Source organism: Thermoflexus hugenholtzii, assembly GCF_018771565.1.
GTDB lineage: Bacteria > Chloroflexota > Anaerolineae > Thermoflexales > Thermoflexaceae > Thermoflexus > Thermoflexus hugenholtzii_A.
Map to the genome: position 1 here is coordinate 2,364,762 of NZ_CP076326.1, position 26,177 is coordinate 2,390,938.

General features: G+C 69.1%; 19 protein-coding genes. 7 read left to right on the forward strand and 12 right to left on the reverse strand.

Features of this window, described 5'->3' with window-relative positions; genetic code table 11:
• Positions 1-10: 10 nt before the first annotated feature.
• Genes KNN16_RS10720 through yvcK form a run of 3 tightly spaced genes read right to left on the reverse strand, consistent with a single transcriptional unit; the run spans position 11 to position 2,304 of the window.
• Complete coding sequence (locus tag KNN16_RS10720) at positions 11-244, reverse strand: Lrp/AsnC family transcriptional regulator (RefSeq protein WP_088572395.1); 234 nt, start codon at positions 242-244, stop codon at positions 11-13.
• A gap of 34 nt (positions 245-278) precedes the next feature.
• Positions 279-941: a hypothetical protein gene (locus KNN16_RS10725; RefSeq protein ID WP_299286278.1), complete on the reverse strand. Its 663-nt coding sequence runs from the start codon at positions 939-941 to the stop codon at positions 279-281.
• A 46-nt stretch (positions 942-987) separates the two neighbouring features.
• A complete protein-coding gene (gene yvcK, locus KNN16_RS10730) occupies positions 988-2,304 on the reverse strand; it encodes a gluconeogenesis factor YvcK family protein (protein WP_299286276.1) in 1,317 nt (438 codons plus the stop codon).
• A gap of 344 nt (positions 2,305-2,648) precedes the next feature.
• Here yvcK and KNN16_RS10735 point away from each other — a divergent pair, with 344 nt between their 5' ends.
• Both KNN16_RS10735 and pbpC read left to right on the forward strand, forming a co-directional pair.
• Positions 2,649-3,749, forward strand: a complete 1,101-nt coding sequence (locus KNN16_RS10735) for a site-2 protease family protein (RefSeq protein WP_299286273.1) — start codon at positions 2,649-2,651, stop codon at positions 3,747-3,749.
• Positions 3,750-3,777: 28 nt separating this feature from the next.
• Positions 3,778-6,249 carry a penicillin-binding protein 1C gene (gene pbpC, locus KNN16_RS10740; protein WP_303896856.1) on the forward strand — a complete coding sequence of 824 codons (2,472 nt, stop codon included), beginning with the start codon at positions 3,778-3,780 and terminating at the stop codon, positions 6,247-6,249.
• A gap of 15 nt (positions 6,250-6,264) precedes the next feature.
• On the opposite strand, the gene KNN16_RS10745 is transcribed toward pbpC, so the two are convergent.
• From KNN16_RS10745 to coaE, 8 genes are all read right to left on the reverse strand, one after another.
• Positions 6,265-7,194 carry a hypothetical protein gene (locus KNN16_RS10745; RefSeq protein ID WP_303896858.1) on the reverse strand — a complete coding sequence of 310 codons (930 nt, stop codon included), beginning with the start codon at positions 7,192-7,194 and terminating at the stop codon, positions 6,265-6,267.
• A 111-nt stretch (positions 7,195-7,305) separates the two neighbouring features.
• Positions 7,306-7,944: a hypothetical protein gene (locus KNN16_RS10750; protein WP_303896859.1), complete on the reverse strand. Its 639-nt coding sequence runs from the start codon at positions 7,942-7,944 to the stop codon at positions 7,306-7,308.
• Positions 7,945-8,136: 192 nt separating this feature from the next.
• Positions 8,137-8,568 carry a single-stranded DNA-binding protein gene (locus tag KNN16_RS10755; RefSeq protein ID WP_088572388.1) on the reverse strand — a complete coding sequence of 144 codons (432 nt, stop codon included), beginning with the start codon at positions 8,566-8,568 and terminating at the stop codon, positions 8,137-8,139.
• A 29-nt stretch (positions 8,569-8,597) separates the two neighbouring features.
• Positions 8,598-9,755, reverse strand: coding sequence for a DNA polymerase III subunit beta (gene dnaN / locus KNN16_RS10760; RefSeq protein WP_299288004.1), 1,158 nt, complete (start codon positions 9,753-9,755; stop codon positions 8,598-8,600).
• Positions 9,756-10,564: 809 nt separating this feature from the next.
• Positions 10,565-10,936: a hypothetical protein gene (locus KNN16_RS10765; RefSeq protein WP_299288001.1), complete on the reverse strand. Its 372-nt coding sequence runs from the start codon at positions 10,934-10,936 to the stop codon at positions 10,565-10,567.
• Between the two features lie 110 nt (positions 10,937-11,046).
• Positions 11,047-11,289 (reverse strand): hypothetical protein, encoded by a 243-nt coding sequence (locus KNN16_RS10770; protein ID WP_299287998.1) that lies wholly within the window; start codon positions 11,287-11,289, stop codon positions 11,047-11,049.
• 47 nt (positions 11,290-11,336) lie between these two features.
• Positions 11,337-11,831 (reverse strand): GNAT family N-acetyltransferase, encoded by a 495-nt coding sequence (locus KNN16_RS10775; protein ID WP_303896863.1) that lies wholly within the window; start codon positions 11,829-11,831, stop codon positions 11,337-11,339.
• A 31-nt stretch (positions 11,832-11,862) separates the two neighbouring features.
• Positions 11,863-12,492 (reverse strand): dephospho-CoA kinase, encoded by a 630-nt coding sequence (gene coaE / locus KNN16_RS10780; RefSeq protein ID WP_303896865.1) that lies wholly within the window; start codon positions 12,490-12,492, stop codon positions 11,863-11,865.
• Between the two features lie 216 nt (positions 12,493-12,708).
• On the opposite strand from coaE, the gene KNN16_RS10785 reads away from it, so the two are divergent.
• The 5 genes from KNN16_RS10785 (at position 12,709) to mfd (ending at position 24,307) form a co-directional block, all read left to right on the forward strand.
• Positions 12,709-14,172, forward strand: coding sequence for an FAD binding domain-containing protein (locus tag KNN16_RS10785; RefSeq protein WP_303896866.1), 1,464 nt, complete (start codon positions 12,709-12,711; stop codon positions 14,170-14,172).
• Between the two features lie 583 nt (positions 14,173-14,755).
• Positions 14,756-16,981: a xanthine dehydrogenase family protein molybdopterin-binding subunit gene (locus KNN16_RS10790; protein ID WP_303896868.1), complete on the forward strand. Its 2,226-nt coding sequence runs from the start codon at positions 14,756-14,758 to the stop codon at positions 16,979-16,981.
• Between the two features lie 36 nt (positions 16,982-17,017).
• Entirely contained in the window at positions 17,018-19,609 is a 2,592-nt protein-coding gene (gene priA / locus KNN16_RS10795) for a primosomal protein N' (RefSeq protein ID WP_303896870.1), read from the forward strand.
• A gap of 29 nt (positions 19,610-19,638) precedes the next feature.
• Positions 19,639-20,445, forward strand: a complete 807-nt coding sequence (gene lipB / locus KNN16_RS10800) for a lipoyl(octanoyl) transferase LipB (RefSeq protein ID WP_303896872.1) — start codon at positions 19,639-19,641, stop codon at positions 20,443-20,445.
• A 391-nt stretch (positions 20,446-20,836) separates the two neighbouring features.
• Positions 20,837-24,307 (forward strand): transcription-repair coupling factor, encoded by a 3,471-nt coding sequence (gene mfd / locus KNN16_RS10805; RefSeq protein WP_303896874.1) that lies wholly within the window; start codon positions 20,837-20,839, stop codon positions 24,305-24,307.
• Between the two features lie 172 nt (positions 24,308-24,479).
• On the opposite strand, the gene KNN16_RS10810 is transcribed toward mfd, so the two are convergent.
• Complete coding sequence (locus KNN16_RS10810) at positions 24,480-26,138, reverse strand: hypothetical protein (RefSeq protein WP_303896876.1); 1,659 nt, start codon at positions 26,136-26,138, stop codon at positions 24,480-24,482.
• Between the last annotated feature and the right edge of the window lie 39 nt (positions 26,139-26,177).

Sequence of the window (26,177 nt, forward strand, 5' to 3'; positions counted from 1 at the left end):
CGACCCTCCCTCAGATCCCCGTGACCAGCGAGGTCAGCGTGCGCTCCACCCCCTCGATGGTCTGGATCTTCTCGGTGATCACCCGGCCTAAGGCCTGCAGGTCGGGCGCCTCGATCAGGGCGATCACGTCGTAAGGTCCGGTGACCACCACCGCGGATTTCACCTCGGGAAGCCCGCGCAGGGCCTCCGCCACCGCGCTGGGCTTGCCCATCGCCGCCTGGATGAACACATAGGCCTGGACCATGGAAGCCCCCCTTCTCCCGAGATACCGATCCCTCTTAAAGCCCCGAGAGCCACACTTCGACCGTCCCGCCCACCGTCAGCCAGGAATCCTCGATCAGCAGGACCCGGAGGGTGGCGTTCAGGTGGGCCATGGGATGCACCTGCCCGGTCCAGAGGATCGAATCCCCGATGTTCCGGTAGGGGTAACCGGGAAGGCCTTCCAGGCGCGCCCGCCCATCCTCCTTCCCCCGATAAACGATCGAGGTCCCGGGGATCACGCCGTCCCGGGGCACGCGATAAGTGACCGGGGCGGTGAAGCGCACCGCCGCCTTCTCCGGCAGCGGTCCCATCCGCGGCTGCGCCTCCCGGATCTCAACATGGACGGTGCCGATGGCATGGAGGGCGCGTTCATCATAGGAGTAGATCCGGAGGTTGTAGCGCACCGCCAGCGCAGGATGCGGCTGGGCCTCCGCTTCCAGGGAATCCCCCGCCAGACGGATCGCCTCCTGGCCCTCGATGCGCACGCGCGCTCCCTGCGCCCCCACCCCCAGGTAACGGACATCCGTCCCGGGCAACCGCTCGCCCACAGCCAGGTCGACCCGGTAAGGCCCTTCATAAATCAGGGGGCCGGGACGGGAGGGCCTCAGGAGACAGGCGCTCCCGATCAGGAACACCAGCCCGAGGATCCAGCGCATCCCGGATCGGACGTGCCGCTCCACCGCAGAACCTCCTCGACTTGTGAGGGAAGAACCTTCAGGTCGGGCCTCAACGGCGGCTGCGCTCGAAAAGGGTCATCAGCGCCCGGGCCAGCTTCTCCGGATCATGGCGCCAGGGCATCCGCTCATCGATCACATCCATCGCCACCACCGTGTAGGGCGGGATCGGCTGCCCATCCCAGCGCACCAGCTCGCCCACCTCCTCAGGGATCTCTTCCCATGGCACGTCCACCCGGCTGTTCACCAGGACCAGATCAAAAAGCCCCACCCCCACATGCCGCTCGATGGCCCGGACGTGATCCGCCACGGTATAGCCGTCCGTCTCCCCGATTTGAGTGGCCACATTGCACACGTAGACCTTAAGGGCCCGGCTGGCCCGGATGGCCGGGACGATGCCCTCCACCAGCAAGTTGGGCAGCACGCTGGTGTAGAGGCTCCCCGGCCCCAGGACGATGAGGTCCGCCTCCAGGATGGCCCGGATGGTCTCCGGATACGCCCGGGCGTGCTCCGGGATCAGCCACACCCGTTCGATGCGGCCCCGGACCTCGGGGATCGCCGACTCCCCATCCACGCGATGGATGCGGCCTTCCGCATCCCGGATCTCCGCGGCCAGGATGACGTGCTCCACGGTGCACGGCAACACCTGTCCGCGGACAGCCAGGACGCGGCTGGATTCGGCGACCGCCCGTTCGAAGCTGCCGGTGATCTCCGCCATGGCGGCGATGAAAAGGTTCCCGAAGGCGTGGCCGTTGAGGCCGGTCCCTCGTCCGAACCGGTATTGGAAGAGGGCGGTCATCAGCGGCTCGGCCTCCGCCAGGGCAGCCAGGCAGTTCCGGAAGTCCCCAGGCGGCAACAGGCCCATCTCCCGACGCAGCCGGCCGGAACTGCCCCCATCGTCCGCCACGGTGACCACCGCGGTCAGCCGCGCGCTCACCCCCTTTAAACCGCGGAGCAGAGTGGATTGACCCGTCCCTCCGCCGATGACCACAATGCGCGGGCCCCGCTCCCGCTGCCGGTGACGATGGAGGATCTCCGCCACATCCCGCCCCGGCTGGAGGAAAGGGGAAAGCAGCGTGCGGTTCAACCGGAGCAGGGCGAAACCGGTGGTGACGAAGCCCAGCAGCCCGAAGAGCGCCGCCCGGCCCAGCCGGGGGATGAACTGCAGGGTGATGTAATAGAAGACCGGCGGAAGGGGCTGCTCCCGGTAGATGGTGACCAGCACATAGGCCAAGGCCAGCGCCAGCTCCGTGATCCCCACCAGCAGCAGGACCAGCCACCGCTTGACCCCCATCCCGGGAAGCAGCCAGTAACGGAGGGAGCGAACAACCCTCTCCCATCCCGGACCGGTCCATCGTCTCAGGGTCATGGTGGATCTCCCTCCTTCGTTTCCCGAGCGCCTATGAACGAGGGCCTGGGGTTACAATCCTCTAATCTCTTTTTCGCCACAGCCGGCGGGTCCTCAACGTTCCATCCTTCCCGTCCTAATCCTACCGCAAAATCGGCCATGGGGAGCAGGCGGCCACACCGCCTCTCGTTGCGCGCCCGGCACCCGTGTCTTAGACTGAAGAGAAGGGGTAGACGTTGCGGAGCGCCCCGGGAGCCGGCCAAAGGCTCCGCGGGACGGTTCAAACGGGGCGGGTTCCCTCCGCCCTTCGAGATGCCAGGGAGAACCCGATCCCCCATCCTCACGCTCGATCAGGCACGGATCCGATGGAAACCGTATGGTATGAGACGGAATGGACCCCCTCCACGCTGGACCGGCTGGCGGCGGCGTTGCGGGGGCTTTTCGTGATCACGGAGACCCGGGTGCTGTATCCCCCGGATCAGGTGATCGCTTTCGAGGGTTATCTGCAGACCGACGCCGAGGCGGCTTTTGAGGTCCTGCGCGATCGCTTCGAGGCCCTGGGTTATACCCCGATCCTGCGTCGTCATGGGAGCACCGATCAGATCATCGCCCAGGCGGGGGTGTTCCGGCCCTCTCGGGCTCGTCCCTGGATCAACCTGCTTCTCTTCCTGGCCACGGTGGCGACCACCATCTGGGCCGGGGCGCTTTACGGGAGCGAGGGTGGCCTCAACCTCTCCCAGGGGGTCACTTTCGCCGGGGCGCTCCTGCTGATCCTGGGGATCCACGAGATGGGGCATTACGTCGCCGCGCGGCTACACCGCAGCGAAGTCACCCTGCCGTATTTCATCCCTGTCCCTCCGTGGATCGGGACCCTGGGGACCTTCGGGGCGTTCATCCAGATCCGCTCGCCCATCCGCAACCGCAAGGCCCTCTTCGACATCGGGGTGGCCGGCCCTCTGGCCGGGCTGGCCGTCGCCCTCCCGATCCTGATCTACGGCCTCTACACCTCTCCGGTGGTCCCCCTGCGGGGTGTGGTGGCCCTGGAGGGCAACTCCCTCCTTTACTGGGGGCTGAAGGTGTTGATCTTCGGACGACCTCTTCCGAGCGATGGCTATGATGTGCAGCTGAACGTCCTGGCGTGGGCGGGATGGATTGGGCTGCTGGTGACGGCCTTCAACCTGTTGCCCCTGGGCCAGCTGGACGGCGGACACATCATGTATGCGATGCTGGGCCGCGCCGCGTGGCGGATCTCGGAGATCGGCGTGTTCGCCCTTTTGCTGCTGGGCCTGCGCTGGCCGGGATGGTTCCTCTGGGCCTTCATGCCGATGCTGACCGGCCTGCGCCATCCGCCGCCGCTGAACGACATCACACCCCTGAACCCGATGCGCCAGGCCATCGGCTGGCTCACCTGGATCCTGTTCCTGCTGATCTTCGTCCCCGTTCCCTTCTCGCTGGTGGAGTTTTGAAAAAGGGTGCCCCGGGAGAGGTTGGGCCATGGGCGCACATCAGGAGCGCAGGCGGCGCAGGAGGGCCCTCCTTTTCCTGGTTCTCGGGTTCGCCGGGATCGGGGGGCTGTTGCGGCTCTGGATCGGCCCGCTCCCGGATCCCGAAGGGCTCCTCGGGCGCGCCCCTGCGCCCGGGGTGCGGATCCTCGATCGCCACGGCCGGCTCCTGTATGAGATCGCCCCACCCCATCAGGGACGCCACACCTGGGTTCCCCTCTCCCGCATCCCCCGGGCCTGTGTGCAGGCCACGCTGGCGACGGAGGACGCCCGTTTCTATGAGCACCCCGGGGTGGATCCCATCGCCATCCTGCGCGCCCTTTGGATGAACCTGCGGGGGGAGGGCTCCCCGAGCGGGGCCAGCACCATTCCCCAGCAGATCGCCCGCGCGCTGCTCCTGGAACCGGACGAGCGAACCGCGCGCACCCTGCGGCGGAAAGTCCGGGAAGCTCTGCTGGCCCTGGAGCTCAGCCGACGCTACGGAAAGGATGAACTGCTGGAGATTTACCTGAACACGGTTTTCTACGGACACTTCGCCTACGGCCTGGAGGCTGCAGCCCGAACTTACTTCGGCAAGCACGCGGGGGAGCTGGACACCGCGGAGTGCGCATTGCTGGCCGGCCTGCCGCAAGCGCCCAGCCGGTATGATCCCCTCACCCGGCCGGAGGCCGCAGAGGAGCGCCGGCAGCAGGTGCTCCGCCTGATGGTTCGGCATGGCTTCCTCTCCCCGGAGGAGGCGGCCATCGCCGCCGCGGAGCGTTTGCGCTTCGCCAGCGTCCCTTTCCCCATCCACGCCCCTCATTTCGTGATGGCGATCCGCGAAGCGCTGGTGGCGCAGTTCGGCGAAGAGGCCATGTTCCAAGAGGGCCTGGTCGTCACCACCACCCTGGATCTGGCGTGGAACGAGGCCATCACCGGGATCCTGCGCCATCATCTCGCGGAGATCAACCGCCCCCGTCCGGATCGCCCGGGCGCGGGGGCCCGCAACGGGGCCGTTGTGGTTCTGGACCCGCAGACCGGGGAGGTCCTGGCCTGGGTGGGCAGCCCGGACTATTTCGATGCGACGATCAGCGGGGCGGTGGATGGCGTCCGAATCCCCCGTCAGCCCGGCTCCGCCCTCAAGCCCTTCACTTACGCCCTGGCCTTTGATCCGCGCAGCGGCCCTCTGCTTACCCCTGCTTCTCTTCTCTGGGATCTGCCGCAGACCTTCATCACCGCCGAGGGCGAAGGCTACCAGCCGATCAATTACGACCGGCGCTACCATGGGCCGGTCTCCGCCCGGGTCGCCCTGGCCTCCTCCCTGAACGTGCCCGCCGTCGCCGTGCTGGAGCAGGTCGGGGTTCCCCGCCTCCTGGATCTTCTGGATCGTCTGGGGGTTCAGCTCCCCGGCCCTCCCACCCGCTATGGGCTCTCCCTGACCCTGGGAGGCGGGGAGGTGCGATTGCTGGATCTTACGGCGGCGTATGCCGCGCTGGCCAGCGGCGGACGCCGGGTGACGCCCATCCTGATCCGCGAGATCCGGGATCGCCATGGGCGGTTGCGCGCTCGCGCGGAGCCGAGCCCAGGCCCCCAGGTCCTGGATCCACGAGTTGCTTTCCTGATCACGGATATCCTGAAAGACCCGGATGCGCGGACGCTGGGGTTCGGGGCCTGGAGCCCCCTGCGGCTGGACCGGCCGGCCGCCGTGAAGACGGGAACCAGCAGCGACTGGCGGGACAACTGGACCATCGGCTACACCCCGGACTGGGCGGTGGGTGTCTGGATCGGGAACGTGGATCGGACGCCCTTGCGGGAGGTTTCGGGGGTGACAGGCGCCGCTCCCATCTGGCACGCCGTGATGGAGCTCCTCCATCGCGGCCGGCCGGCTCGGGATTTCCCCGTCCCGGAGGGGGTGCACCGGATGACCGTTTGCGCCCTTTCCGGCAAGCTTCCGACACCGGATTGTCCCCAGACCCGGGAGGAATGGTTCATCGAGGGCACCGAGCCGAAGGAGGCCGATGATCTGTATCGCCGGTGGCGGATCGATCGTCGGACCGGGGGCCTGGCGGGCCCGGACACGCCTCCCGAGGCGGTGGAGGAGCGGGTGATGATCATGTGGCCGCCACGGGCCTGGAAATGGGCTCAGGAAAACGGGTTTCCGCTACCTCCTCAGGCGGAGCAGGGAGAAGCGAAGGGGGCAGGCGGCTTGCGCTGGGTCTCCCCGCCTGCGGGGGCGATCTATCGACGGGCTCCCTCCTTGCCTCCGGAGGCTCAGCGCCTCCTGGTGGAGCTCCACTGGACCGGAGGGAGGGTCCCCCGATCCGTGCGAGTGGAGATCGACGGGCAGCCGTGGATGGAGTGGACGAGCCCGCCCTATCGGGCTTGGTGGCTCCTCATCCCCGGAGCCCACGTCTTTCAAGCGACGGCTGAGCTGGAGGAAGGGGAGGTCATCCCGGCGCCTCCCCTGCGGATCGAAGTCCGCTAAGCCGGGGGCTTCCGTTCAAGAGGGCCACTCGATGCCGCCGTCCTGGGCGACCACGATGGCCTGGCCTTCCTCGCGGATCTGCTGGAGGAGCTCGCGGGCCCCTTCGGTCAGACGGCTGCCGGCTACTGCGGGCCAGGTCTCCCCCAGGAGGGCCTGAAGGATCCGCGCACGCCGCACCGCGCGCTCCACATCCCTGCGATCGATCGTCCAGGAAGTCTCCAGGGCCAGGTGGAGCGTGCGGCCCTCCCATTCGCCACGAACCACCAGATCGATACGACGGGCTTCCTCGAAGTCCTCCCGTTCGATTTTCCCCTCGTCCAGCGCGGCCAACAGCCGGTTGACCAGCTCAGAGGGGGTGAGCACGTGGACTTTGCGGAAGTTCGGGCCGCCGAAGTAAGAGGGCGCGAGCTCCGCATAGCGCCGGCGCAGGTCATGGTCTTTAAGCGTCCCAACATCCTGTTCGATCCGATCCACGCGCTCCACCAGGCGCCGCAGGGCCTCTGCCAGCTCGGCGAACCGGCGTTCTGTCTCCGCGCGATGGGCGGCCAGGCTTTCCTCTGTCCGCCGCTGGGCCTCTGCCAGCTCGGCGAACCGGCGTTCTGTCTCCGCCCGATGGGCCGCCAGGCTTTCCTCCGTCCGCCGCTGGGCCTCTGCCAGCTCGGCAAACCGGCGATCGGCCTCGGCGCGTGCCTCCGCAACCTCCTTGCGCAACTTCGTCAGAGCGGTGGCGTGGCGCCGCTGGTCCTGCGCCATCTTCCGGACCGTCTCGGCCAGCGCCGCCAGGGCCTTCTCGATCCGACCCATGCGGACGGAGAGCCGCCGGTGCGCCCGAGGCAGCTGTTCCAGCTCCTCCAGGAGGATGCGCCGGCGCAACTCCTCCCGCCAGTGGGGGTAGCGATCCAGGATGCGCAGCAGATCTTCAAAATCCTTTACCGTAAAGGCCATCGTTCACCTGCCCAGACGGCCGGGATGGTCCCAGGGCCCGGATTCTGTCCCAGCGCCTCACTTCCATGCTTTCACATGTCCGGGAGCCCTTCAAGAAAAGGGGAGGGCGGATCACTCGCTGAAGCGCAGGTCGATCCGTTGCAGCGCCATCTGGAGGAGGTGTTCCCGCAGGCTCAGGGTGAGCTCCCCACGGGTTCGCTCCAGCGTTCCCCGCACTACATCTGTGGCCCGGCGCAGATTTCCCGTAAGGGCATCCGGGTAATCCATCGTGATCAGCACCTCATAGATCTCATCCATCGCCTGAAGCAGGCGTTCCGCCTCCTCGAAGCGATCCGTCCGGATCAAATCCAGGATACGACGGCGGAGCTCCGTAGCCGCCTCCGCCAGGCCGTTCAGATAAGCCGCTTCAGGGACGTTCAGCTCCCGCGGCCCCGGGAGGGGTTGTCCGGTGACGATGGCGTAGACTACTGAGGCCTCGACCCACTCCTTCAGCGCGTCCTGCGTATATCCGGCATACAGGAGGTCGGGGAAGGGGGCGAGATCCGTCTGCAGGACAAAGGCGGCCTGCTGGGCCTCACGAAGCAGGCGCTGGCCCTCCGCGTATTCCTCTCGATGGACGGCCCGGATGCACAGCGCGCACAGGCGGGTCAGCTCCCGGCAACGCATGAGAGCCGCGTCCCGGGCTGCGTTCTTCGCCTCCAGGACCGCGTGGATCTCGCGGGCGATCCCTTCCAGTTCCTTGAGGCGCATCGACGCGCTCCATTGGGAGGGTACTCCGCGGATGATTCGTGTGGCGCCTGTTCTATCGTGCGGGTTCGCAGGCCGGACAGGTCGCCCCTCCTCGGATCCCGGTTGTGCGGCTTGGGTCTCACCGCTCCCGGGCGCCCCGAAATAAGGGCGGCTGCTGCGGTCAACCCCGCCCGGCCTGCGTCCTTCCCGCTTTTAGAACGGGATCTCCTCCTCTTCAATCGAGCCGGGCTCCTCCAGGACCGGCTCCTCAGCCTCCACCGCCGGCGGCGCTTCCGCCGGCCGCGGCCCGATGAACACGATGCGGTCCGCCCGCACCTCGTAGACCGCCCCTGCCGTCCCGTCGGAGCGCCGGAAGATCCGCGGGTTCCCGGTCTGTGGGTCCGGCCGCAGGCGGCCCTCCACCAGCACCGGGCGTCCCTTCTGCAGGTATTGATTGGCGATCTCCGCCTGCCGCCCGAAGACCGACACCCGGAACCAGATTGTCTCCTCCCGCTGCTCCCCGCTGGCGTCCCGATAGCGGATGTTGCTGGCCATCCGGAACGAGGTCACGGGCGTTCCCTCCGGCGTGTAGCGCATCTCGGGGTCCGTTCCCAGATGCCCGGCGATGATCAGCTTGTGATACATCGCTTCACCCTCCTTACCGCAGGCTTTCCTCACAGGAACATCGGCATCACCACGTGAACGAAGGAAGGATCGCTGACCGGGAGCACCTTCACCGGCGATTGCGGAGTGGTCATCTCGAAGGCCACCCGGTCGTCCTCGATGGCCTCCAGCACATCCATCAGGAAGCGGACGTTGAAGGCGATCTCCAGCCGGTTGCCCTCCACCAAAGCGTCGATGGCCACCTTGGTCTCCCCTTTCTCAGGGGAGCGGGATTGCAACAGGACCTGCCCCGGGCGTCCCTCCTCCCCCGGCGTGAGGACCAGCCGGACCGCGTTCGAGGTCTCCCGGGCGAACACGCTGAGGGCCTTGCACGCTTTCAGCAACGCATCCCGGGGGGCCTCCATCCGGGTCTCCCAGCGCTTCGGAATGATGGCCTGGAAGTCCGGGAACTGGCCTTCGATGAGCTGGGAGAGCACCGCCGCCCGGCGGAGCCGGAAGCCCACCTGATTGCGCCCCCGCAGCGCCATCATGGACACCGGCTCGGTCTCTCCCTTCAGCAGCCGGCCTACCTCCTCGAGGGCGCTGGCCGGGACGATCACCGAGAAGGCGCCCTCAGGCGCCCGCAGGGCCGGGAGGGTCTTGACGGAGAGCCGGTAGCCATCGGCAGCCGCCATGGTGAGGAAGGTCGCCACCCCCGCGGGCTGCCCGACCGGTCGCCCTTCCTCCCGGCGGATCAGAACCCCGGTCAGGATCGGTCGGGTCTCGTCCGTCGCCGCGGCGAAGGTCACCTGATCGATCGCCAGTCGGAAATCCTCCGGGTCCAGGGCGAAGCCGTCTCCCTCCAGCTCCGGGAGGATCGGATACTCCTCCGGATCCAGCCCCTTCATCGCCGTCTCATAGGCTCCGCACACGATTTGGAGGGTCCATGTCTCCCGGTCCACCTGGAGATGGATCGGCTCATCCGGAAGAGCTCCGATGAACTCCGTGAGGGGCTTCGCCGGGACCGTGATGCCGCCGGGCTCGGAGACGAGCGCCTCTTCCCATGTAATGATAGCCAGATTGAGATCCGTGCCGGCGACTTTCAACCGCCCGGGCTCGGCCTGCAACAGCACGTGCGTGAGGGTTGGCAAAGTGGCCCGGGAGGGAACCGCCCGGCCCGCCACCGACAGGGCACGCTCGAACGCTGACTGGGCGATGGTCACGTTCATGAAGGAGATCCTCCGCGCGAGTGGATCCACGGTCAAGTTGCGGAAGAACATCTGTTTCGATTATAGCCGAGAAGGACAAGCAAGCAATGGCTTCTCCTTTATGTGTCGAGGAAGGCGGGGAGCCCCTGATGGTGCCCGAAATCAGGGGGGCGGTGCCTCTCAACGGCAGAGCTGCCCGCTCCGCGTGAACGCCTTCGGCAACGGATTCACACTCCTCCAATTGAACCCCAACCCCACACTCCTACCCACCGGAATCATCCCGTCCCAGGACGCATTGCTCCCCTGCACCCGCGTCCCATCCTGTGGGCTGCGGGTGGGAGAGCAACGGAGGGATTTTCTGGATGGGCTGCCGGGGATAGGGCGGAAGGGGAGATGAGCGTGGGACTCCGGTTTGTTTGTCTCGCTGAATGCGGAAGGGGTCGGTTTCGAGGCGGGAGTGGCGGGCCCTCGTGGGCGCGGCGCGGGCCGCCTTCTACGCCCTCCTCTCCCCCTGTCCCCACTGGGGTCTGAGCCCCAGGAAAGCCGAAAGCCCTGGGGGCTTGCGCGTTTGGACGATCCTGACCTAAAATAAAAGTAGCCCGGCCATGTGCGTGCGGCTGTGTGCAGCGGCTGGCGCCAACACCTGAAAGGAAGGGGGCCGGACTCTGGACCGGGGACGCGTTAGACGGCCTGCGCGCGGGGCACGTCAAGGCGGCAACCGGCAGGAGGCCCCCACCTGAGCGAGCGGGTGCATCAGCCCGGCGGCCCACGGCATGGCGGGGTTTTTGTTTGGGCAACGAGCCTCCCGTCCCCGGGAATCCGGGGGCGGTTTACTCCTCTTTCTGAGGGGCGTGGCGCTCCAGCCAGGCGGACAGGGCCCAGCGCCGCTCGGTGATCTCATCCAGCTGGCGGGCCAGGGTCAGGGCCCGGACGCGCAGGCCCTGGGCTTCCGCGCTCCCGCCCAGCGCGTCCACCGTTAGGGACCACCAGCCCAGGATGGCTCGGGCCAGCAACCGCATCGCCTCATAGGAGGGCTGAGGCTGGGTTTCCTCCAAGTGGCTTAAGGCCGCCTCCGCTGTGGCCTGAACGAAGGGGCCTTCCGGCCCGGCCGCTCGCGCCTGCGCCCAGGCGTTGAAGACATCCAGCCAGCTCAGCAGCCCTTGAGAGGATCGGATCTCTTTCAGCGCCTCCAGGAGCTCCATGGTTCCTCCATCGATGCGGAGGGCTTCCCGAAGGGCTCACCGCCCGGCGCGCAGGCTCCGGAGAGAGGAGAGCGGCACCGCCCGAGGGGATACGCCGTTCCGCCGGGATCTCACGCTTTCTTCGAGGGCTGCGCCTCGGATCCAGCCTCTTCTTCCTCGTCCTCCCAGCTGATGATCCACACGCACAGGCCAGCCAGGATGATGGTGGCCACCACGAGGGCCAGCATCTGGGAGGGGGTGAGCCCCACATCCCGGGCCGACCAGAGCAGGATGGCCACCATCCCGATGGCCAGGGCGATCCATGCGGTCAGGCGTGGATGTCGCTCCGCGAACCCTCGGATCGTCGCCCACATCGGATCTTACCTCCTCTCTCGGGATTCTCCTGGGGATATGCAACCCCTCAGATGGGTTGGGTCACCCGTTCGGCGCGGATCTGCTTGATGAGGGCCACGCGCCCGAAGGCGTCGAATTCGTGCGCCGCCTCGCGCCACGGCTCCGACAGGCTCTCCTCCGGCCAGCGGGTATACCCCAGCCCGATGTAAAAGGCAAGGGCCTCGGAGGACATCTCGGGGGAGACATAGAGGACGCAGGCCTCGCATTCCAGACGGCGGGCTTCCTCCTCGACGGCCTCCACCAGCTGGCGCCCCACCGTGGGCCGCAGGTCGAGGGGATGGACCAGGAAGTCCAGGATACGGGCCACCAGGTTCTCCACCCGCCAGCTGATCAGCCCGACCAGCTCGCGCGCCGGGCTGAAGGCCAGCAACATCCCCCGCTCCGCCATCCGGTCGAACACCTCGTCCCGGGAGGGCGCCAAGCGCCCCCGGGTGGCCCGGCGGACCAGCTCGCAGATCTCGTCCACATCCGCCGGCCGAGCCCGACGGATCGTGACCTTCATCGTCCCTCTCCTCCGGCGCAGAATCCCGCCTTCAGGAGGCCTCCTCCGGAGCGGATGACCGCTCCTGCACCCATCGCCGCCATGCGGCCTCCACCTGCCGGCGCGTGGCCTCCAGGTCCCCGCTGTTGTCGATGACCACGTCGGCCTGACGGACCTTTTCTTCTTGAGGGGGCTGGGCCCGGATCCGCATCCGGGCTTCCTCCTCGGTGAGCCCCCGATCCTCCATAAGCCGGCGGACCTGCTCGGGCTCCGGGCAGGTGACCACCCACAGGCTGTCGCAGGCCCGGGCGAACCCGGACTCGATCAACTTGATGGCCTCGATGACGATGGCCGGGGCGTCCGGGCAGGCGAGGACGCGCTGCTGGATCTCCGCGAGCACCGCCGGGTGGACGATGGCCTCCAGATCCCGCAGCGCCGCCGGATCGCGGAAGACGATCTCCCCCAGACGCCGGCGGTCGATCTCTCCATCCGCCCTTAGGATCCCCGGCCCGAACCGGCGCAGGATGGCCTCGTAGGCGGGGGTGCCCTTGCGGATCACCTCGTGGGCGATGGCGTCGGCGTCGATGACATACGCCCCCATCTCCGCCAGCATGCGGGCCACCGTGCTCTTCCCGCAGGCGATGTTCCCCGTGAGGCCGATCCAGAGCGGACGCTTCCCCATACCCCCTATGATAAGCGAGCCTCCTGCTGTATGGAAGGCTCCCCGGCCCTGGGTGTGTCCCAAATTTGTCGGGCCTGGCCGCTTTGTAGGACAACTGCGAGCAGTTGTCCTACGATTCTGGGACACACCCCCAGCCCTCTTCGAACCGGAGCCGGGAGCCCGTATGGGTTAAACTTAGTAAGGATGGCAAGGCGCAGCCCAAGGAGGGGAAACCCCATGTGGAAAGCCTACTACACCCCGACGTCTACGGAGGAAGCCCTGGGCCTGCTGGCCGAGCACGGGAGCCGGGCGCGGATCATCGCCGGAGGCACGGACCTGATCCTGGAGCTGGAGCGCCGGCAACGCCCGGGCGTGGAGGTCCTCATCGACATCACCCGCATCCCCGGCCTGGACACCATCGCCATCGGAGCGGATGGCCGCATCCATCTGGGCCCGCTGGTCACCCATAGTCAGGTCCTGGCCTCGGCCCTTTGTCGGGAGCGGGCTTTTCCCCTGGCCCGAGCCTGCTGGGAGGTGGGCTCTCCTCAGATCCGGAACCGGGGGACAGTGGCCGGCAACCTGATCACCGCCTCGCCGGCCAACGACACCATCGTGCCCCTCTGGGCCATGGACGCCACGGTGACCCTCCGGAGCGCCCGGGGCCAGCGCACCCTCTCGTTCGACGAGTTCTACCTGGGCGTCCGGAAGACGGCGATGGCCCCCGATGAGATGCTGGTGGACATCACCTTTGAGCCGTTGCAGCCGAACGAACGGGGGACGTTCCTTAAGCTGGGATTGCGGCGCGCCCAGGCGATCTCGGTGGTCAGCGTGGCGGCGGTAGTGGCCTTCGAAGGGGAGCGGGTGGCCCGCGCCCGCATCGCCCTGGGAGCGGTGGCGCCCACCATCGTCCGGGCTCGGGAGGCGGAGGCTTTCCTGCAGGGCCAGCGCCTGACGGAGGAAGTGATCGCCCGGGCCGGGGAGCTGGCTCAGGCCGCTGCCCGCCCCATCGATGACATCCGGGGACCGGCCTGGTATCGCGCGGAGATGGTGCGGGTGCTCACCATGCGGGCCCTGCGCCAGCTGCGGGACGGAACCGAGCGTCGGGGTTTCCCGGAACGCCCGGTGCGGCTCCAGCGGCCGCGCGAGGGGCGTTCCCCCTTCTGGACCCAGGTGCCCCCCGGGCTGGCCACGTGGGATGGACGGGTGCGCCATCGGGAGGACGGGCCCGAGCCGATCCTCACCACCGTCAACGGCCGCACGGTGGCGGTCCACGGGGCGGCCGATAAGACCCTCCTGCGGATGCTCCGGGAGGATCTGCATCTGATGGGCACCAAGGAGGGCTGCGCGGAGGGCGAGTGTGGCGCGTGCACGGTGATCCTGGATGGCATGGCGGTGATGTCGTGTCTGGTGCCGGCGCCTCGGGCTCACGGGGCGGAGATCATCACCGTAGAGGGCGTGGCCACGGAGGGGTCGCTCCACCCGCTGCAGTCCGCCTTCATCCGCCAGGGGGCTGTGCAATGCGGCTACTGCACCCCAGGCTTTATCATGTCCGGGGTCGTCCTGCTCGAGGAGGTCCCGCAGCCGACCCTGGAGGAGATCCAGCAGGCCTTCGCCGGCAACCTCTGCCGGTGCACCGGCTATTACAGCATCATCCGGGCGGTGGAGGAGGCGGCCCGCGAGCGGGTTCGGCATGCCGGATGATCCGTCGAAGGAATTCGACCGAGAGGGGCCTTCGGCCGATGGTTGGTCTGTGTGCCGAATGAATTCGGCCTCCAAAGGCCTTCGGCCAACGGTCGGCCTGCGCCGACCGAAGGATTGTCTCTTGCATCGGCGGAGGCCGACGCCCGGCGCGCAGCGCCCGAGAAGGCCGATTTCAATCGGCGCGAAGGCCTCCGGCCGACGATCGGCCTGTGTGCCGAATGAATTCGGCCTCCAAAGGCCTTCGGCCAACGGTCGGCCTGCGCCGACCGAAGGATTGTCTCTTGCATCGGCGGAGGCCGACGCCCGGCGCGCAGCGCCCGAGAAGGCCGATTTCAATCGGCATGAAGGCCTCCGGCCGACGATCGGCCTGTGTGCCGAATGAATTCGGCCTCCAAAGGCCTTCGGCCAACGGTCGGCCTGCGCCGACCAAAGGATTGTCTCTTGCGTCGGCGAAGGCCGACGCCCGGCGCGCAGCGCCCGAGAAGGCCGATTTCAATCGGCGTGAACAGGCGGCCTGCGCGGCCTGAACGCGATCCTCAGGCCGATGCGCAACACGGAATGCGATCACCGGAGGTGTTCATCCATGGCCATCGGGATCTCGATCCCACGAATCGATGCGGAGGGCAAGGTAACCGGCCGGACCCCCTATCCGGGGGATCTGGATCTGCCGGGGCAGCTCTACCTGAAGGTGAAGTGGGCCGGCCGCGCGCCGGCGCGGATCCGGCGGATCGACACCCGCCGGGCCGAGGCGCTGCCGGGGGTGGTGGCGGTGTTCACGGCGAAGGACGTGCCGGTGAACGAATACGGCCTGATCTACTTCGATCAGCCGGTGATCTGCGGACCCGACAGCAAGCCCGGCACCGATGTGGTCCGCTACGAGGGGGATGTGGTGGCCCTGGTGGCGGCGGAGAGCGAGAAGATCGCAGCGCAGGCGGTGGAGCTCATCGAGGTGGAATATGAGGACCTGCCGGGGGTTTATGACCCGGAGGAAGCGCTGCGCCCCGGCGCCCCGCAGGTCCATCCCGATTACCCGGGCAACCTCCTTTGCCATTACCGCATCCGCCAGGGCGATGTGGAGGCAGCCTTTCGGGAGGCGGCGGTGATCGTGGAGGGCACCTACCGCACGCCCTTCCAGGAACACGCCTACCTCCAGCCGGAGGCCGGCGTGGCCTATATCGACGAGGAAGGACGGATCACAGTGGTGACAGCCGGGCAGTGGGCCCATGAGGACCGCCATCAGATCGCCCACGCCCTGGGGCTGCCGGAGGATCGGGTGCGGGTGATCTACGCGGCCATCGGCGGGGCCTTCGGCGGCCGGGAGGACATGTCGGTGCAGATCCTCCTGGCTCTGGCGGCATGGAAGCTGGGCCGCCCGGTGAAGATCATCTGGAGCCGGGAGGAGTCCATCATCGGCCACCACAAGCGCCATCCGGTGGTGGCGCGGGTGCGCTGGGCGGCGGATCGCGAGGGACGTCTGCTGGCGGTGGAGGCGGACGTCATCGCCGACGTGGGGGCTTACGCCTACACCTCCACCAAGGTCCTGGGCAACATCACGATGTCCATCTGCGGGCCCTACGTGGTCCCCAACGTCCGGGCGGACATCCGGGGCGCGCTGACCCACAACCCCCCGACGGGAGCGATGCGGGGCTTCGGGGCACCCCAGGCCCTCTTCATCGCGGAGATGCAGATGAACAAGCTGGCCGAGGCCCTGGGGATGGATCCGGTGGAGATCCGCCTGCGCAACGTCTGGCGAGAGGGCTCCCGCATGCCCACCGGCGGGATCGTGCCGGAGGGGGTGAGCATCGCCGAGGTCATCGAGGCCTGCGCCCGGGCGGCCGGCTGGCAACGGACGGAGAGGGGCTGGGTCCGGCCGGCGGCGCCTTCTTCGTCGGATCCGACGAAGCGCTACGGCTGGGGGTTCGCCTGCGGCTTCAAGAACATCGCTTACAGCTTCGGCTTCCCGGAGCACTGCTGGGCCCGGGTGGAGCTGCACGGGGACGCCCACATCGAGAAGGCCATCGTCTATCACGCTGGCGCCGACGTCGGCCAGGGGGCGCACACCGTCATGGTCCAGATGGCCGCCGAGGCCCTGGGGTTGCCGCCGGAGAAAGTCGAGCTGCGCGCCTCCGATACCGCTTTCACGGAAAGCTCCGGCAGCTCCTCCGCCTCCCGCATGACCTTCATGGCCGGCAACGCCATCCGGGGGGCGGCGGAGCGGGCCCTGGCCGCCTGGCGCAACGAGGAGCGCCCGGCCATCGGGGAGTTCATCTACCGGCCGGTGCGCACCTTCCCCTTCGACCCTGAGACCGGCTTCTCCGAGCGCCCCAACGTGACCTACGGCTACGTCGCCGAGGCGGTCCTGGCGGAGGTGGACGTCGAGACCGGGCAGGTGCGGCCGGTGAAGGTGATCTGCGCCGATGATGTGGGGCGAGCGATCCACCCCATCAACCTTCGAGGCCAGATCGAGGGCGGAGTGGTCCAGGCCATCGGTTACGCCATCACGGAGAACTTCATCGTGCAGCAGGGGCGCATCCTCACCCGCCACCTCAGCACGTATCTGATCCCCGGGATCTCCGATATCCCGGAGGAGACCGAGAGCCTGATCCTGGAGCATCCCGATCCGCTGGGGCCGTGGGGCGTGCGGGGGATGGCCGAGATGCCCTTCCTGCCTCTGGCCCCCGCCCTGGTGGCCGCCGTTCATGATGCCACCGGCGTCTGGTTCGATTCCCTCCCCTTGACCCCGGATCGGGTCTACGCCGGCCTGCACCCGGACCGGTTCCCGGGCGGGCGGATCGCTCGTGAAGCGTGAGGAGGCAAGGTCCCGGGCGCGACGTGAGCAGCGGGGATGAGCCTGGAGATCGCGGTGCTGGCCGCCGGCGCCGCCTACGCCGGCGGCGTTTTCCTGTATGAGGAGCCGGAGGGCCTGAACGGCCGCCTCCGGCCCGGGCATCTGGTGCTGGTCCCTTTCGGTCGGGGCGAGCGGCCGGAGCCCGGTGTGGTGTGGCGCCGCCTTGCGGGGAAGCCCTCGGAAGGGCGCGGGCCGGATGAGGAGGAGCGAGGCGCCCGCTCCCGCCGGCGGGTGATCCGTTTGCTTGACGAGGAGCCGGTCCTGGATCCCATGCGCCTGGAGTGGGCGGCATGGCTCAGCCGGACCTACCTGGCCCCGCTGAGCGAATGCCTGCGCCTGATGATCCCCTCCGGCCTGATCCCCCGCCGGGAGCCCGTCTACGAGCGGTGCGCCCCGGAGGGCACCCGCGGGGGGCTGGAGCGCGCGGTGGCCGTCTCCTTCGCCGAGCAGGTCCTGCTGGCCGCCCTGGCGGAAGGCCCCCTCGCCCACAGCGAGGTCCACGCCGTCCTCCGGGATTTCCCCCTGGCCGAGCGACAGCGGGCGCTGCGCCGGCTGCTGGAGCGAGGCTGGATCCGGCGGAGCTGGCGGATCCGAGAGGGCCGCCCCCCCACCCTTCGTATGATCCGGTTGAAGGAGGAGGGGATCCTGCAAGCGCTGCGGGAAGGAGGGATCCGGCTGGGGCGGCGGGAGGAGATCGTCGCGCGGCGCCAACGCCTGCTGGAGCGGCTGCAGGAGGCGGGCCGTCCGCTCCCGGCGGACTGGCTGCAAGCGGAAACCGGCTGCACGCCCGCGGACCTGCTCCAGCTGACCCGCTGGGGGATCATCGAGCCGGTGGAGCGGCCGATCTGGGAGGCCGCGGATCCCTATCCGGTGCCGGAGGAGCCGCCGCCCCTCACCCCGGATCAGGCCCTGGTCTGGCGGGCCATCGAGCGGGCGTTGAAGGCCGGCCGCTTCCACGCCTTCCTGCTCCACGGGATCACCGGCAGCGGCAAGACCGAGCTCTACCTCCAGGCCGTGGCGGAAACCCTCGGGCGGGGGAAGGGCGCCCTCATTCTGGTGCCGGAGCTGGCCCTCACGCCCCAAACCGCCCGTCGCTTCGAGGCGCGGTTTCCCGGTCAGGTGGCGGTATGGACCGGCGGGATGAGCCCGGCCCAGGAGCGGGCCATATGGGAGCGGATCCGACGCCGTCAGGCCCGCGTGGTGGTCGGGACCCGTTCCGCCCTCTTCGTGCCGGTGCCGGATTTGGGGCTGATCGTCATCGACGAAGCCCACGATCCGAGCTACAAGCAGGACCTGCGGCCCGAGATCCCTTACCGGATCCCGGCCTATCATGCAGTAGACGCGGCGATGGCCCTGGCCCGCGCCCTGGAGGCGGTGGTGATCCTGGGCACAGCCACCCCCAGCATCGAGCTGCGATATCAGGCCGAGCACGGCCTCCTGGAGGAGCTGCGTCTCCCCCGCCGCTTCCTGGGCTATCGCCCGCGCCTGGCCGCCCAGGCCCGCCATTTCGGGGCCTCTCTGGAAGGCTTCGTTGAGACGGAGGCGGAGGCCCTGACCAGCGGCCTGCCGCCCGTTGAAGTGGTGGACATGCGCCAGGAACTGAAAGCGGGCAACACCGGGATCTTCAGCCGGGCCCTGGAGCGGGCGCTGGATCAGGTGTTGCGCCGGGGGCAGCAGGCCATCCTGTTCCTGAACCGCCGGGGGGCTGCGCCCTTCGTGTTCTGCCGGGATTGCGGGCACCTGATGCGGTGTTCCCGATGCGACCTCCCGCTGGCCGAACACCTCCATCCGACCCGATGGGTGTGCCACCACTGCGGGGCCGTGGAGCCGCCCGTGGCGCGCTGCCCGCGTTGCGGCTCCCGGCGGTTGAAGGGCATGGGGATCGGCACCCAGGCGGTGGAGGAAGCGGTGCGGCGGCGCTGGCCAGCCGCCCGCATCCTCCGCTGGGATCTGGACACAGCCCCCACTCGCGCTGCGCACGCCCTGATCTGGCAGCGCTTCGCCGACGGCGAGGCGGACGTCCTGATCGGCACCCAGGTCCTCACCAAAGGACTGGATCTCCCCCTGGTGACCCTGGTCGGGGTGATCCTCGCCGATGTGGGGTTGGGGCTGCCCGATTTCCGGGCTGCGGAGCGGACCTTCCAGCTGCTGATCCAGGTGGCGGGCCGGGCGGGGCGGGGGCTCTTCGGCGGGCGGGTGATCCTCCAGACGTATCGGCCCGATCACCCGGCCATCGCCGCGGCCGCCCGCTACGATCTCGATGGCTTCTACCGGGGCGAGGTGGCTTTCCGAAAAGCTCACGGGTATCCGCCCTTCGCCCGTCTGGTCCGGCTGCTTTACTGGCACGCGGAGGCCGAGCGGGCCCGCGAGGCCGCCGAGCGGCTGGGGGAGGCGCTGCGGCATCATCTGATGACCAAAGGGGCGCCACCATCGGCCATGATCGGCCCGGCTCCGTGCTACTTCAGCCGCCTGCGAGGCCTTTACCGCTGGCATATCCTCCTGCGCGGGCCGGACCCGGTGGCCTGGCTGCGGGATTTCCCGTTGCCGCCGGAGTGGCGGGTCGATGTGGATCCCCTGGAGGTCCTGTAAGGCATCTGCGATCCCGCGGAGGGGCTCGGATGGAACGCGGATGGTGGTCGGTCCTCGGAACCGTTTCGTATGAGGTGGCGTGGGCGCTGCAGCGGGCCCTGGCGGAGGCCCGGGCCGCCCGGGCGATCCCGGACACCCTGCTTTTGCTGGAGCATCCCCACGTGTTCACCCTGGGGCGCTCCGCCCGGCCCGAGCACGTCCTGTGGGACGAGGCCGAGCGCGCCCGTCGGGGCGTCGCCCTGGTCGTCACCGATCGAGGAGGGGATGTCACCTACCACGGCCCCGGCCAGGTGGTGGGCTACCTGATCCTGGACCTCCACGCCCGGGGCCTGGACAAAGTGGCCTTCGTCCGGCGGATTGAGCAGATGCTGATCGAGACCCTGGCCCGCTTCGGGATCGCCGCCGGGACCCTCCCGGGGGCGCCCGGGGTGTGGGTGCAGCCGGACGCCATGAGCCGGTGCGCCTGGTGTCCGCCCGCCCTGCGACGGGCTCCGGCCAAGATCGCCGCCATCGGGGCCCGGGTGGACGCCCGGGGCATCACCACTCATGGCTTCGCCCTGAACGTGTGCCCGGACCTCACGTATTTCACGGGGATCATCCCCTGCGGGATCGCGGACAAAGGGGTGGTCTCCATGGCCATGTTCCTGGGAGAGCCGGAAGATGAGGCGGCCCGATCCCGGCTGATGGCTTCGGTCCAGGAGGAGCTCGCCCGGCGGTTCGGAGAGGTCTTCGCCCTCGAACCGGAGCGTGTGGACCCGGCCCGGCTCTGGTCCCTCGCCGATCTATCCGCAGAACCACCTCGCAACGCGAAATTCATTTCGGCATCCATGTCGTAGGAGCGGCTTTCGCCGCGACCTTTGCGTCATCGAAGACGCAGGTTCAGGGTTGCAGGGACGGCCTTCACCAGGACCCTTTGCGGCCTCGAAGACGGGTTCGGGGCTAAAGCCCCTCCTACAAAAATCGTCTTTTTGTAGGAGCGGCTTCCGCCGCGACCTTTTGCGGTTGTGGTCTCGAAGGATAGTTCGGGGCTAAATCCCCTTTCTCCAAAACCCATCGCGCCCGGATGTGATCCACCTGAGAGTGCCTCAGCCAGCTATTCTCAGGCACTTTCCCAGGCCCGAAGACGCGCCCGTGGAGCCCTTCACGAAGCCTGCCGTAAAATGATAAGGACTGTCCACCCAGCTGGCTCTACGCGAACCCAACCCGCTCGCCCTGTTCAGGCCAGGGATGGCGCTTTTAAGCGGTTTGCTCTCTCTGCTCGAAGACGAACCGGCCCTGCAGGAGGCCCGCCGCGCGCTGGCGGCAGGCCATTCCGCGGGGATCTCCCTCCCCCGGGCGGCGTGGCCCTTCTGGATCGCGGCGCTGCTACAGGAAGCGCCGCGGCCGACGCTGATCGTGGCCGGGACGGCGGAACGCGCCCAGCGGATGGCCCAGGACCTGGCCCTCTATCTGGGGCCGGAGCGCACCCATCTGCTACCCGAGCCGCCGGTCCTCCCCTATGAGCGCGCCCCATGGCCCCCCGAGATCCGCGCGGAGCGGCTGACGGCCCTGGCCGCCCTCGCCGGGCTGAACGGCGACCCCGCCCCGGTGGGCGTGGCCTCCGCCCGCGCCCTGCGGCTCCGGACGCTGCCGCCCCGCCTGTTCCACCGCCTGCGCCGGATCATCCGGACCGGCCAGGAGCTGCCCCTGGAGGGCTTCGTCCGCTACCTGCTGGAGGCCGGCTACGAGCCGGTCACCATGGTGACTCACCCCGGCCAGTTCGCCCGGCGCGGGGGCATCCTGGACCTCTTCCCCTCGACCGCGCCGGAGCCGGTGCGGATCGAATGGGAGGCCGATCGCATCCTCAGCATGCGCGCCTTCGATCCATCCACCCAGCGGACCCTGCGACCGGTGGAGCAGGTGCGCATCTTCCCGGCCCGGGAGGCGCTGCCCGGCTATGGGCCCGCGGCGGCCGCCCGGCTGGCGACCTGGGAGCCGGCGGCCGAGGCCGCGACGGAACGGGAAGCTCTGGAGCGGGAGCGCCAGGCCCTGGCCCAGGGCGCGCCCTTCCCGACCCTCGAGTTCTACCTCCCTTACTTCTATGGGGATGCGACCACCCCTCTCGCGTATCTGCCCGAGGATGGATGGGTGATCCTCCTGGACGAGACGGAGATCCGGGAGGCGTGGGAGGAGGTGGATGAGGAAGCCCGGGCCTTGCGGGCCCGCGGGGAGAGCGCCGGGTTCCTCCCCCCCGATTATCCGGACCCCCTGGTGGATCGCGTGCAATGGGAGAGCGCCCTGCGCCGGCGCCCCGCCCTTCGGATCACCGCCCTGCCGGAGGAAGGAGGATCTCCGGCGTTGCCCTTCGAGGCCCCGCCGCGTTTCGGCGGGCAGATCCAGCGCATGATCGAGGATTTCGCCCGGCGCCTGCAGCTCCGGGAGGCGGTGGTGATCGTGAGCCGGCAGGCGGGCCGCCTGGCGGCAGTATGGGCCGACCACGCCCCGGGCCTGCGGGAGGCCACCCAGGCCGTCTCCTCCCTGGAAACGCCCCCGCTCCCGCAGCGGATCTACTTTCTGAGCGGGGCGCTGAGCAGCGGCTTCCTCTTCCGCTCCAAAGACAGCCGCCGCCTCGCCCTGCTCACCGACGCGGAGCTCTTCGGGGTGCTCCGTCCCCTCCCCTGGCGCCGCCGCGCCCGACGGGGCCCGCCCCCCGAATGGATCCGGGAGCTGCGGGAGGGCGACTACGTGGTCCACGAGGATTTCGGGATCGGGATCTTCGAGGGCCTGGTCCGCCTCAACCTGGATGGGGTGGAGCGGGAGTATCTGGTGGTGCGCTACGCCGGCAACGACCGGCTGTATGTGCCGGTGGATCAGGCGGACCGGGTCAGCCGGTATGTGGGGCCGACGGATCAGCCGCCCGAGATCCATCCCCTGGGGGGCGGGGAGTGGGCCCAGGCGCGGGCGCGGGCACGGCAGGCGGCGGCCGAGGTGGCCCGGGAGCTGCTGGAGCTTTACGCCCGGCGGGAGGTGGCCCGGGGCCACGCCTTCTCGCCGGACACGCCCTGGCAACGGGAGCTGGAGGCCTCCTTCCCCTTCGTCGAGACGGAGGACCAGCTGCGGGCCATCGAGGAGGTCAAGGCGGACATGGAGCGGCCGCGGCCCATGGATCGCCTGCTCTGCGGGGACGCCGGCTTCGGGAAGACGGAGGTGGCCCTGCGGGCGGCCTTCAAGGCGGTGATGGACGGCAAGCAGGTGGCCCTGCTGGCGCCGACCACCATCCTGGCTCACCAGCACTATGAGACCTTCCGCGCCCGCCTGGCCCCCTTCCCGGTGGTGGTGGAGGTCCTCACCCGGCTGCGCTCCCCCCGGGAGCAGGCAGAGATCCTGCGCCGGCTCCGGGAGGGGGAGATCGACATCGTCATCGGCACCCATCGTCTGCTCCAGCCGGACGTGGTGTTCAGGGACCTGGGGTTGGTGATCATCGACGAGGAGCAGCGCTTCGGGGTGATGCATAAGGAGCATTTCAAGCGCTTGCGAGCGGAAGTGGACGTGCTCACGCTCACGGCCACGCCCATCCCCCGCACCCTCTATCTGGCCCTGAGCGGCCTGCGGGACATCAGCCTGATCCAGACGCCCCCCGAGGAGCGACTGCCCGTCCAGGTCTACGTGGGGCCTTACGACGACCGGCTGGTGCGCTCCGCCATCATGCGGGAGCTGGACCGCGGGGGACAGGTTTTCGTGGTTTACAACCGGGTGCACGGCCTGGAGGCCTGGAAGGAGCGGCTCCAGGCCCTGGTGCCGGGGGCCCGCTTCGGCATGGCTCACGGCCAGATGCCGCCCCGGCAGCTGGAGAAGACGATGATGGCCTTCACCCGGGGAGAGATCGACGTGCTGGTGGCCACGGACATCATCAGCAGCGGCCTGGACATCCCCAACGCCAACACGATGATCGTGATCCGGGCGGACCTCTTCGGCCTGGCCCAGCTCTACCAGCTGCGGGGGCGGGTGGGCCGCAGCGTGCTGCAGGGCTACGCCTACTTCCTGTATGATCCGAAGGTCCCCCTCACCGCGGAGGCTCGGGAGCGCCTGATGGCCATCTACGAGATCCCCGGGCTGGGCGGCGGGTTCCAGCTGGCCATGCGGGACCTGGAGGTGCGGGGCGCAGGGGAGATCCTGGGCACCCGTCAGCACGGCCACATCGCCGCCGTCGGCTTCGATCTCTACATGAAGATGCTGAACCGGGCCATCGTCGAGCTGCGGGCGGAGCGGGAGGGCGAGCCGCCGCCGCCGGCCCCGGAGGGCGTGACCCTCAACCTCCCCTGGCCCATCGGCCTGCCGGAGGATTACATCCCTGACCCCGCCCTGCGGCTGCAGCTCTACCGCCGCATGGCGGCGATCCAGACCCTGGAAGGCGTGGCGGAGATGGCCCGGGAGCTGGAGGATCGGTTCGGCCCGCTCCCGGAGGAGGCCCGCAACCTGCTCCAGCAGCTGCGCTTCAAGATCCTGGCCGCCCGGGCGGGGATCGAGCGGATCCACGTGGAGGGGCGAACCCTGGTCCTGCGGCCGGCCCCGGCCGGGGCCGATGGGATCGCGCGGGAGCTGGGCGGCTGGATCGCCGACGGCGCCCTCCGCATCCCCCGCCGCCCCACCTGGCCCCAGGATCTGGAACGGGCCCTCCGACGCTGGGCCGGGCTGCCCGAAGCTGCCGGAGGCCGTTGAAGAAGCCGCGGGCTCGGATCCTCCGGCTCTCGTCCATCCCGATCTCGGCTGGGAACCGGATCCCCGAGCGGAGATCGAAGATCCGGCCCCGCCGGTGCGGCCATCGAGGCCTAACTGGGTGGGAGCGCCGCCACCGTTGCAGGGAGCGGAGGCGGAGGGCTCCCCCTTCCGATCAGGGGGTAGGAAGCCATTCCATCAGGGTGTTACGACAACCCTCCCCTCCTCGCTCCTCCACCACCAGGACCATCGCCTCCCCCGCATCCCAGCCTCCCCACACGCGGGCGGATCCGGAAAGCGTCACCACTTCGCGCGTCCGTCCCGTCCGATCCACCGCCATCACCTGCGCCGGGTTGACCTCCCTGGCCCCCCACACCTCCGCTCCTCGGATCCCAATCGAGCCAGGGATCAGGCCGGACAGGGGTCGCACTCCTTCGGCATCCGGCGGCAGCGGCAGCCAGCCCACCTCCCAGACGGCTGGTCCTTCCCGCGCCACCACGACAAACCCGTTTCCCCCCGGCGCCCAGCCTGGCCGCCAGAGTTCGGTCCAGCCCGGGAACCGCCATCCTTTCCCCGAATCCAACTCCGCGGCCGGGGCCACCCACACCCCGGTGATCCGCCCCGCGGTCCGGTCGAAGATCGCCGCCCCGATCCACTGTCCATCCCAAGACACCTCCCAATTCACCGGGACCTCCTCCGGCCCCCACCCCAGGGCCGTCCCATCCAGAACCCGCCCGCTGCGGATCTCCACCACCTGCCCCAGGGAGGCCAGACGGATGCTGCCGTCCGGCCCCTGCTCCAAAATGACCGGCGCGCCCTCCAGCACCCAGCGTCCCCTCCCCACCACCATCGCCCCATACGGCAGCAACGCGTCCGTCCCGACCACCACCCGTCGGTAGTGAACTGGCCCTGCCGCCGGCGTCCCCCATTCCAGGGGGATCCGCCAGATCCGCACCTCGTCAAAAGCCTCCGGCACCTCGGGAACCGGGGTGGGAGGCTGCCTCCGGGGAGGCGGCGAGGGCTCGGCCCGGGGCGGTCGGGGCGTGGGCGTGGGAAGCCGCACCACCGTCTCCGCTTGCAAGGCCACCGCCCACGGGCTCTCCGCCCCCACCGCCAGCCACCCCGCCCGGAGAGGCGTCCCCTGCGGGTCCCTCACCGGCTCCCATCGTCCTCCTCCCAGCGATCCCCGCCATACCCCGCCATCGGCATCCAGGGCCACCACCACCCCGCCACCGGCGTAGCCGGCCCAGACCATCGACGCCGGCGCGTTCAGGTTCATCAGGTCCTCGCCTGCGCGCCACGTCACCACCGATCCCTCCGCCGTCGCCGCCACCCACCGCCCATCCGGAGCCCGCGTGGGCCGATCGCGCGGCCCGATCCATCGGACGTCCGGGATGAAGCAGAAGGGGAAAACCGCGGGGCTGCGCCGATGGGCATCTCCCTTCCGATCCAGGATCATCCGCATCGATGCGCACCCCTGGCCGATCCAGCGGACAGCCCAGACATCCAGGAAGCGGCCGTCCGGGGAGCGGTCAAAGGGAAGCAGGTAAAGAGGCGCCGGGGCCCCCGGCGTCAGCCGGCGCAGGACCCCTCCGGCCCGCCTCTCCGTCTGCCAGGACCAGCCGGCCGGATCAGGGAATGAGGGCGCGGCGGACGCCTCGGCCCCGCTCGGACAGGTTGGCGTCGGGGAGGGCCAGGGAGTCCACGTCGGGGAAGGCGGGAGGGGAGCACGAAGGGTGGGGGGACCCGATGGGATCGGCATAGGGGCTCCCGCCCTACACCCCAGGATCAGCATCCATCCGATCCCGATGACCCAACGCCCTATCCGTCGCATCACCACCTCCCGGATCGGCGGGTTCGATCGAGCGCCGGA

Excerpts from the sequence above, each read along its gene's own strand:
- KNN16_RS10720 (WP_088572395.1), bottom strand. The coding sequence starts at position 244 with ATGGTCCAGGCCTATGTGTTCATCCAGGCGGCGATGGGCAAGCCCAGC.
- yvcK (WP_299286276.1), bottom strand. The coding sequence starts at position 2,304 with ATGACCCTGAGACGATGGACCGGTCCGGGATGGGAGAGGGTTGTTCGC.
- KNN16_RS10735 (WP_299286273.1), top strand. The coding sequence starts at position 2,649 with ATGGAAACCGTATGGTATGAGACGGAATGGACCCCCTCCACGCTGGAC.
- pbpC (WP_303896856.1), top strand. The coding sequence starts at position 3,778 with ATGGGCGCACATCAGGAGCGCAGGCGGCGCAGGAGGGCCCTCCTTTTC.
- KNN16_RS10745 (WP_303896858.1), bottom strand. The coding sequence starts at position 7,194 with ATGGCCTTTACGGTAAAGGATTTTGAAGATCTGCTGCGCATCCTGGAT.
- KNN16_RS10750 (WP_303896859.1), bottom strand. The coding sequence starts at position 7,944 with ATGCGCCTCAAGGAACTGGAAGGGATCGCCCGCGAGATCCACGCGGTC.
- KNN16_RS10755 (WP_088572388.1), bottom strand. The coding sequence starts at position 8,568 with ATGTATCACAAGCTGATCATCGCCGGGCATCTGGGAACGGACCCCGAG.
- dnaN (WP_299288004.1), bottom strand. The coding sequence starts at position 9,755 with ATGAACGTGACCATCGCCCAGTCAGCGTTCGAGCGTGCCCTGTCGGTG.
- KNN16_RS10765 (WP_299288001.1), bottom strand. The coding sequence starts at position 10,936 with ATGGAGCTCCTGGAGGCGCTGAAAGAGATCCGATCCTCTCAAGGGCTG.
- KNN16_RS10770 (WP_299287998.1), bottom strand. The coding sequence starts at position 11,289 with ATGTGGGCGACGATCCGAGGGTTCGCGGAGCGACATCCACGCCTGACC.
- KNN16_RS10775 (WP_303896863.1), bottom strand. The coding sequence starts at position 11,831 with ATGAAGGTCACGATCCGTCGGGCTCGGCCGGCGGATGTGGACGAGATC.
- coaE (WP_303896865.1), bottom strand. The coding sequence starts at position 12,492 with ATGGGGAAGCGTCCGCTCTGGATCGGCCTCACGGGGAACATCGCCTGC.
- KNN16_RS10785 (WP_303896866.1), top strand. The coding sequence starts at position 12,709 with ATGTGGAAAGCCTACTACACCCCGACGTCTACGGAGGAAGCCCTGGGC.
- KNN16_RS10790 (WP_303896868.1), top strand. The coding sequence starts at position 14,756 with ATGGCCATCGGGATCTCGATCCCACGAATCGATGCGGAGGGCAAGGTA.
- priA (WP_303896870.1), top strand. The coding sequence starts at position 17,018 with ATGAGCCTGGAGATCGCGGTGCTGGCCGCCGGCGCCGCCTACGCCGGC.
- lipB (WP_303896872.1), top strand. The coding sequence starts at position 19,639 with ATGGAACGCGGATGGTGGTCGGTCCTCGGAACCGTTTCGTATGAGGTG.
- mfd (WP_303896874.1), top strand. The coding sequence starts at position 20,837 with ATGGCGCTTTTAAGCGGTTTGCTCTCTCTGCTCGAAGACGAACCGGCC.
- KNN16_RS10810 (WP_303896876.1), bottom strand. The coding sequence starts at position 26,138 with ATGCGACGGATAGGGCGTTGGGTCATCGGGATCGGATGGATGCTGATC.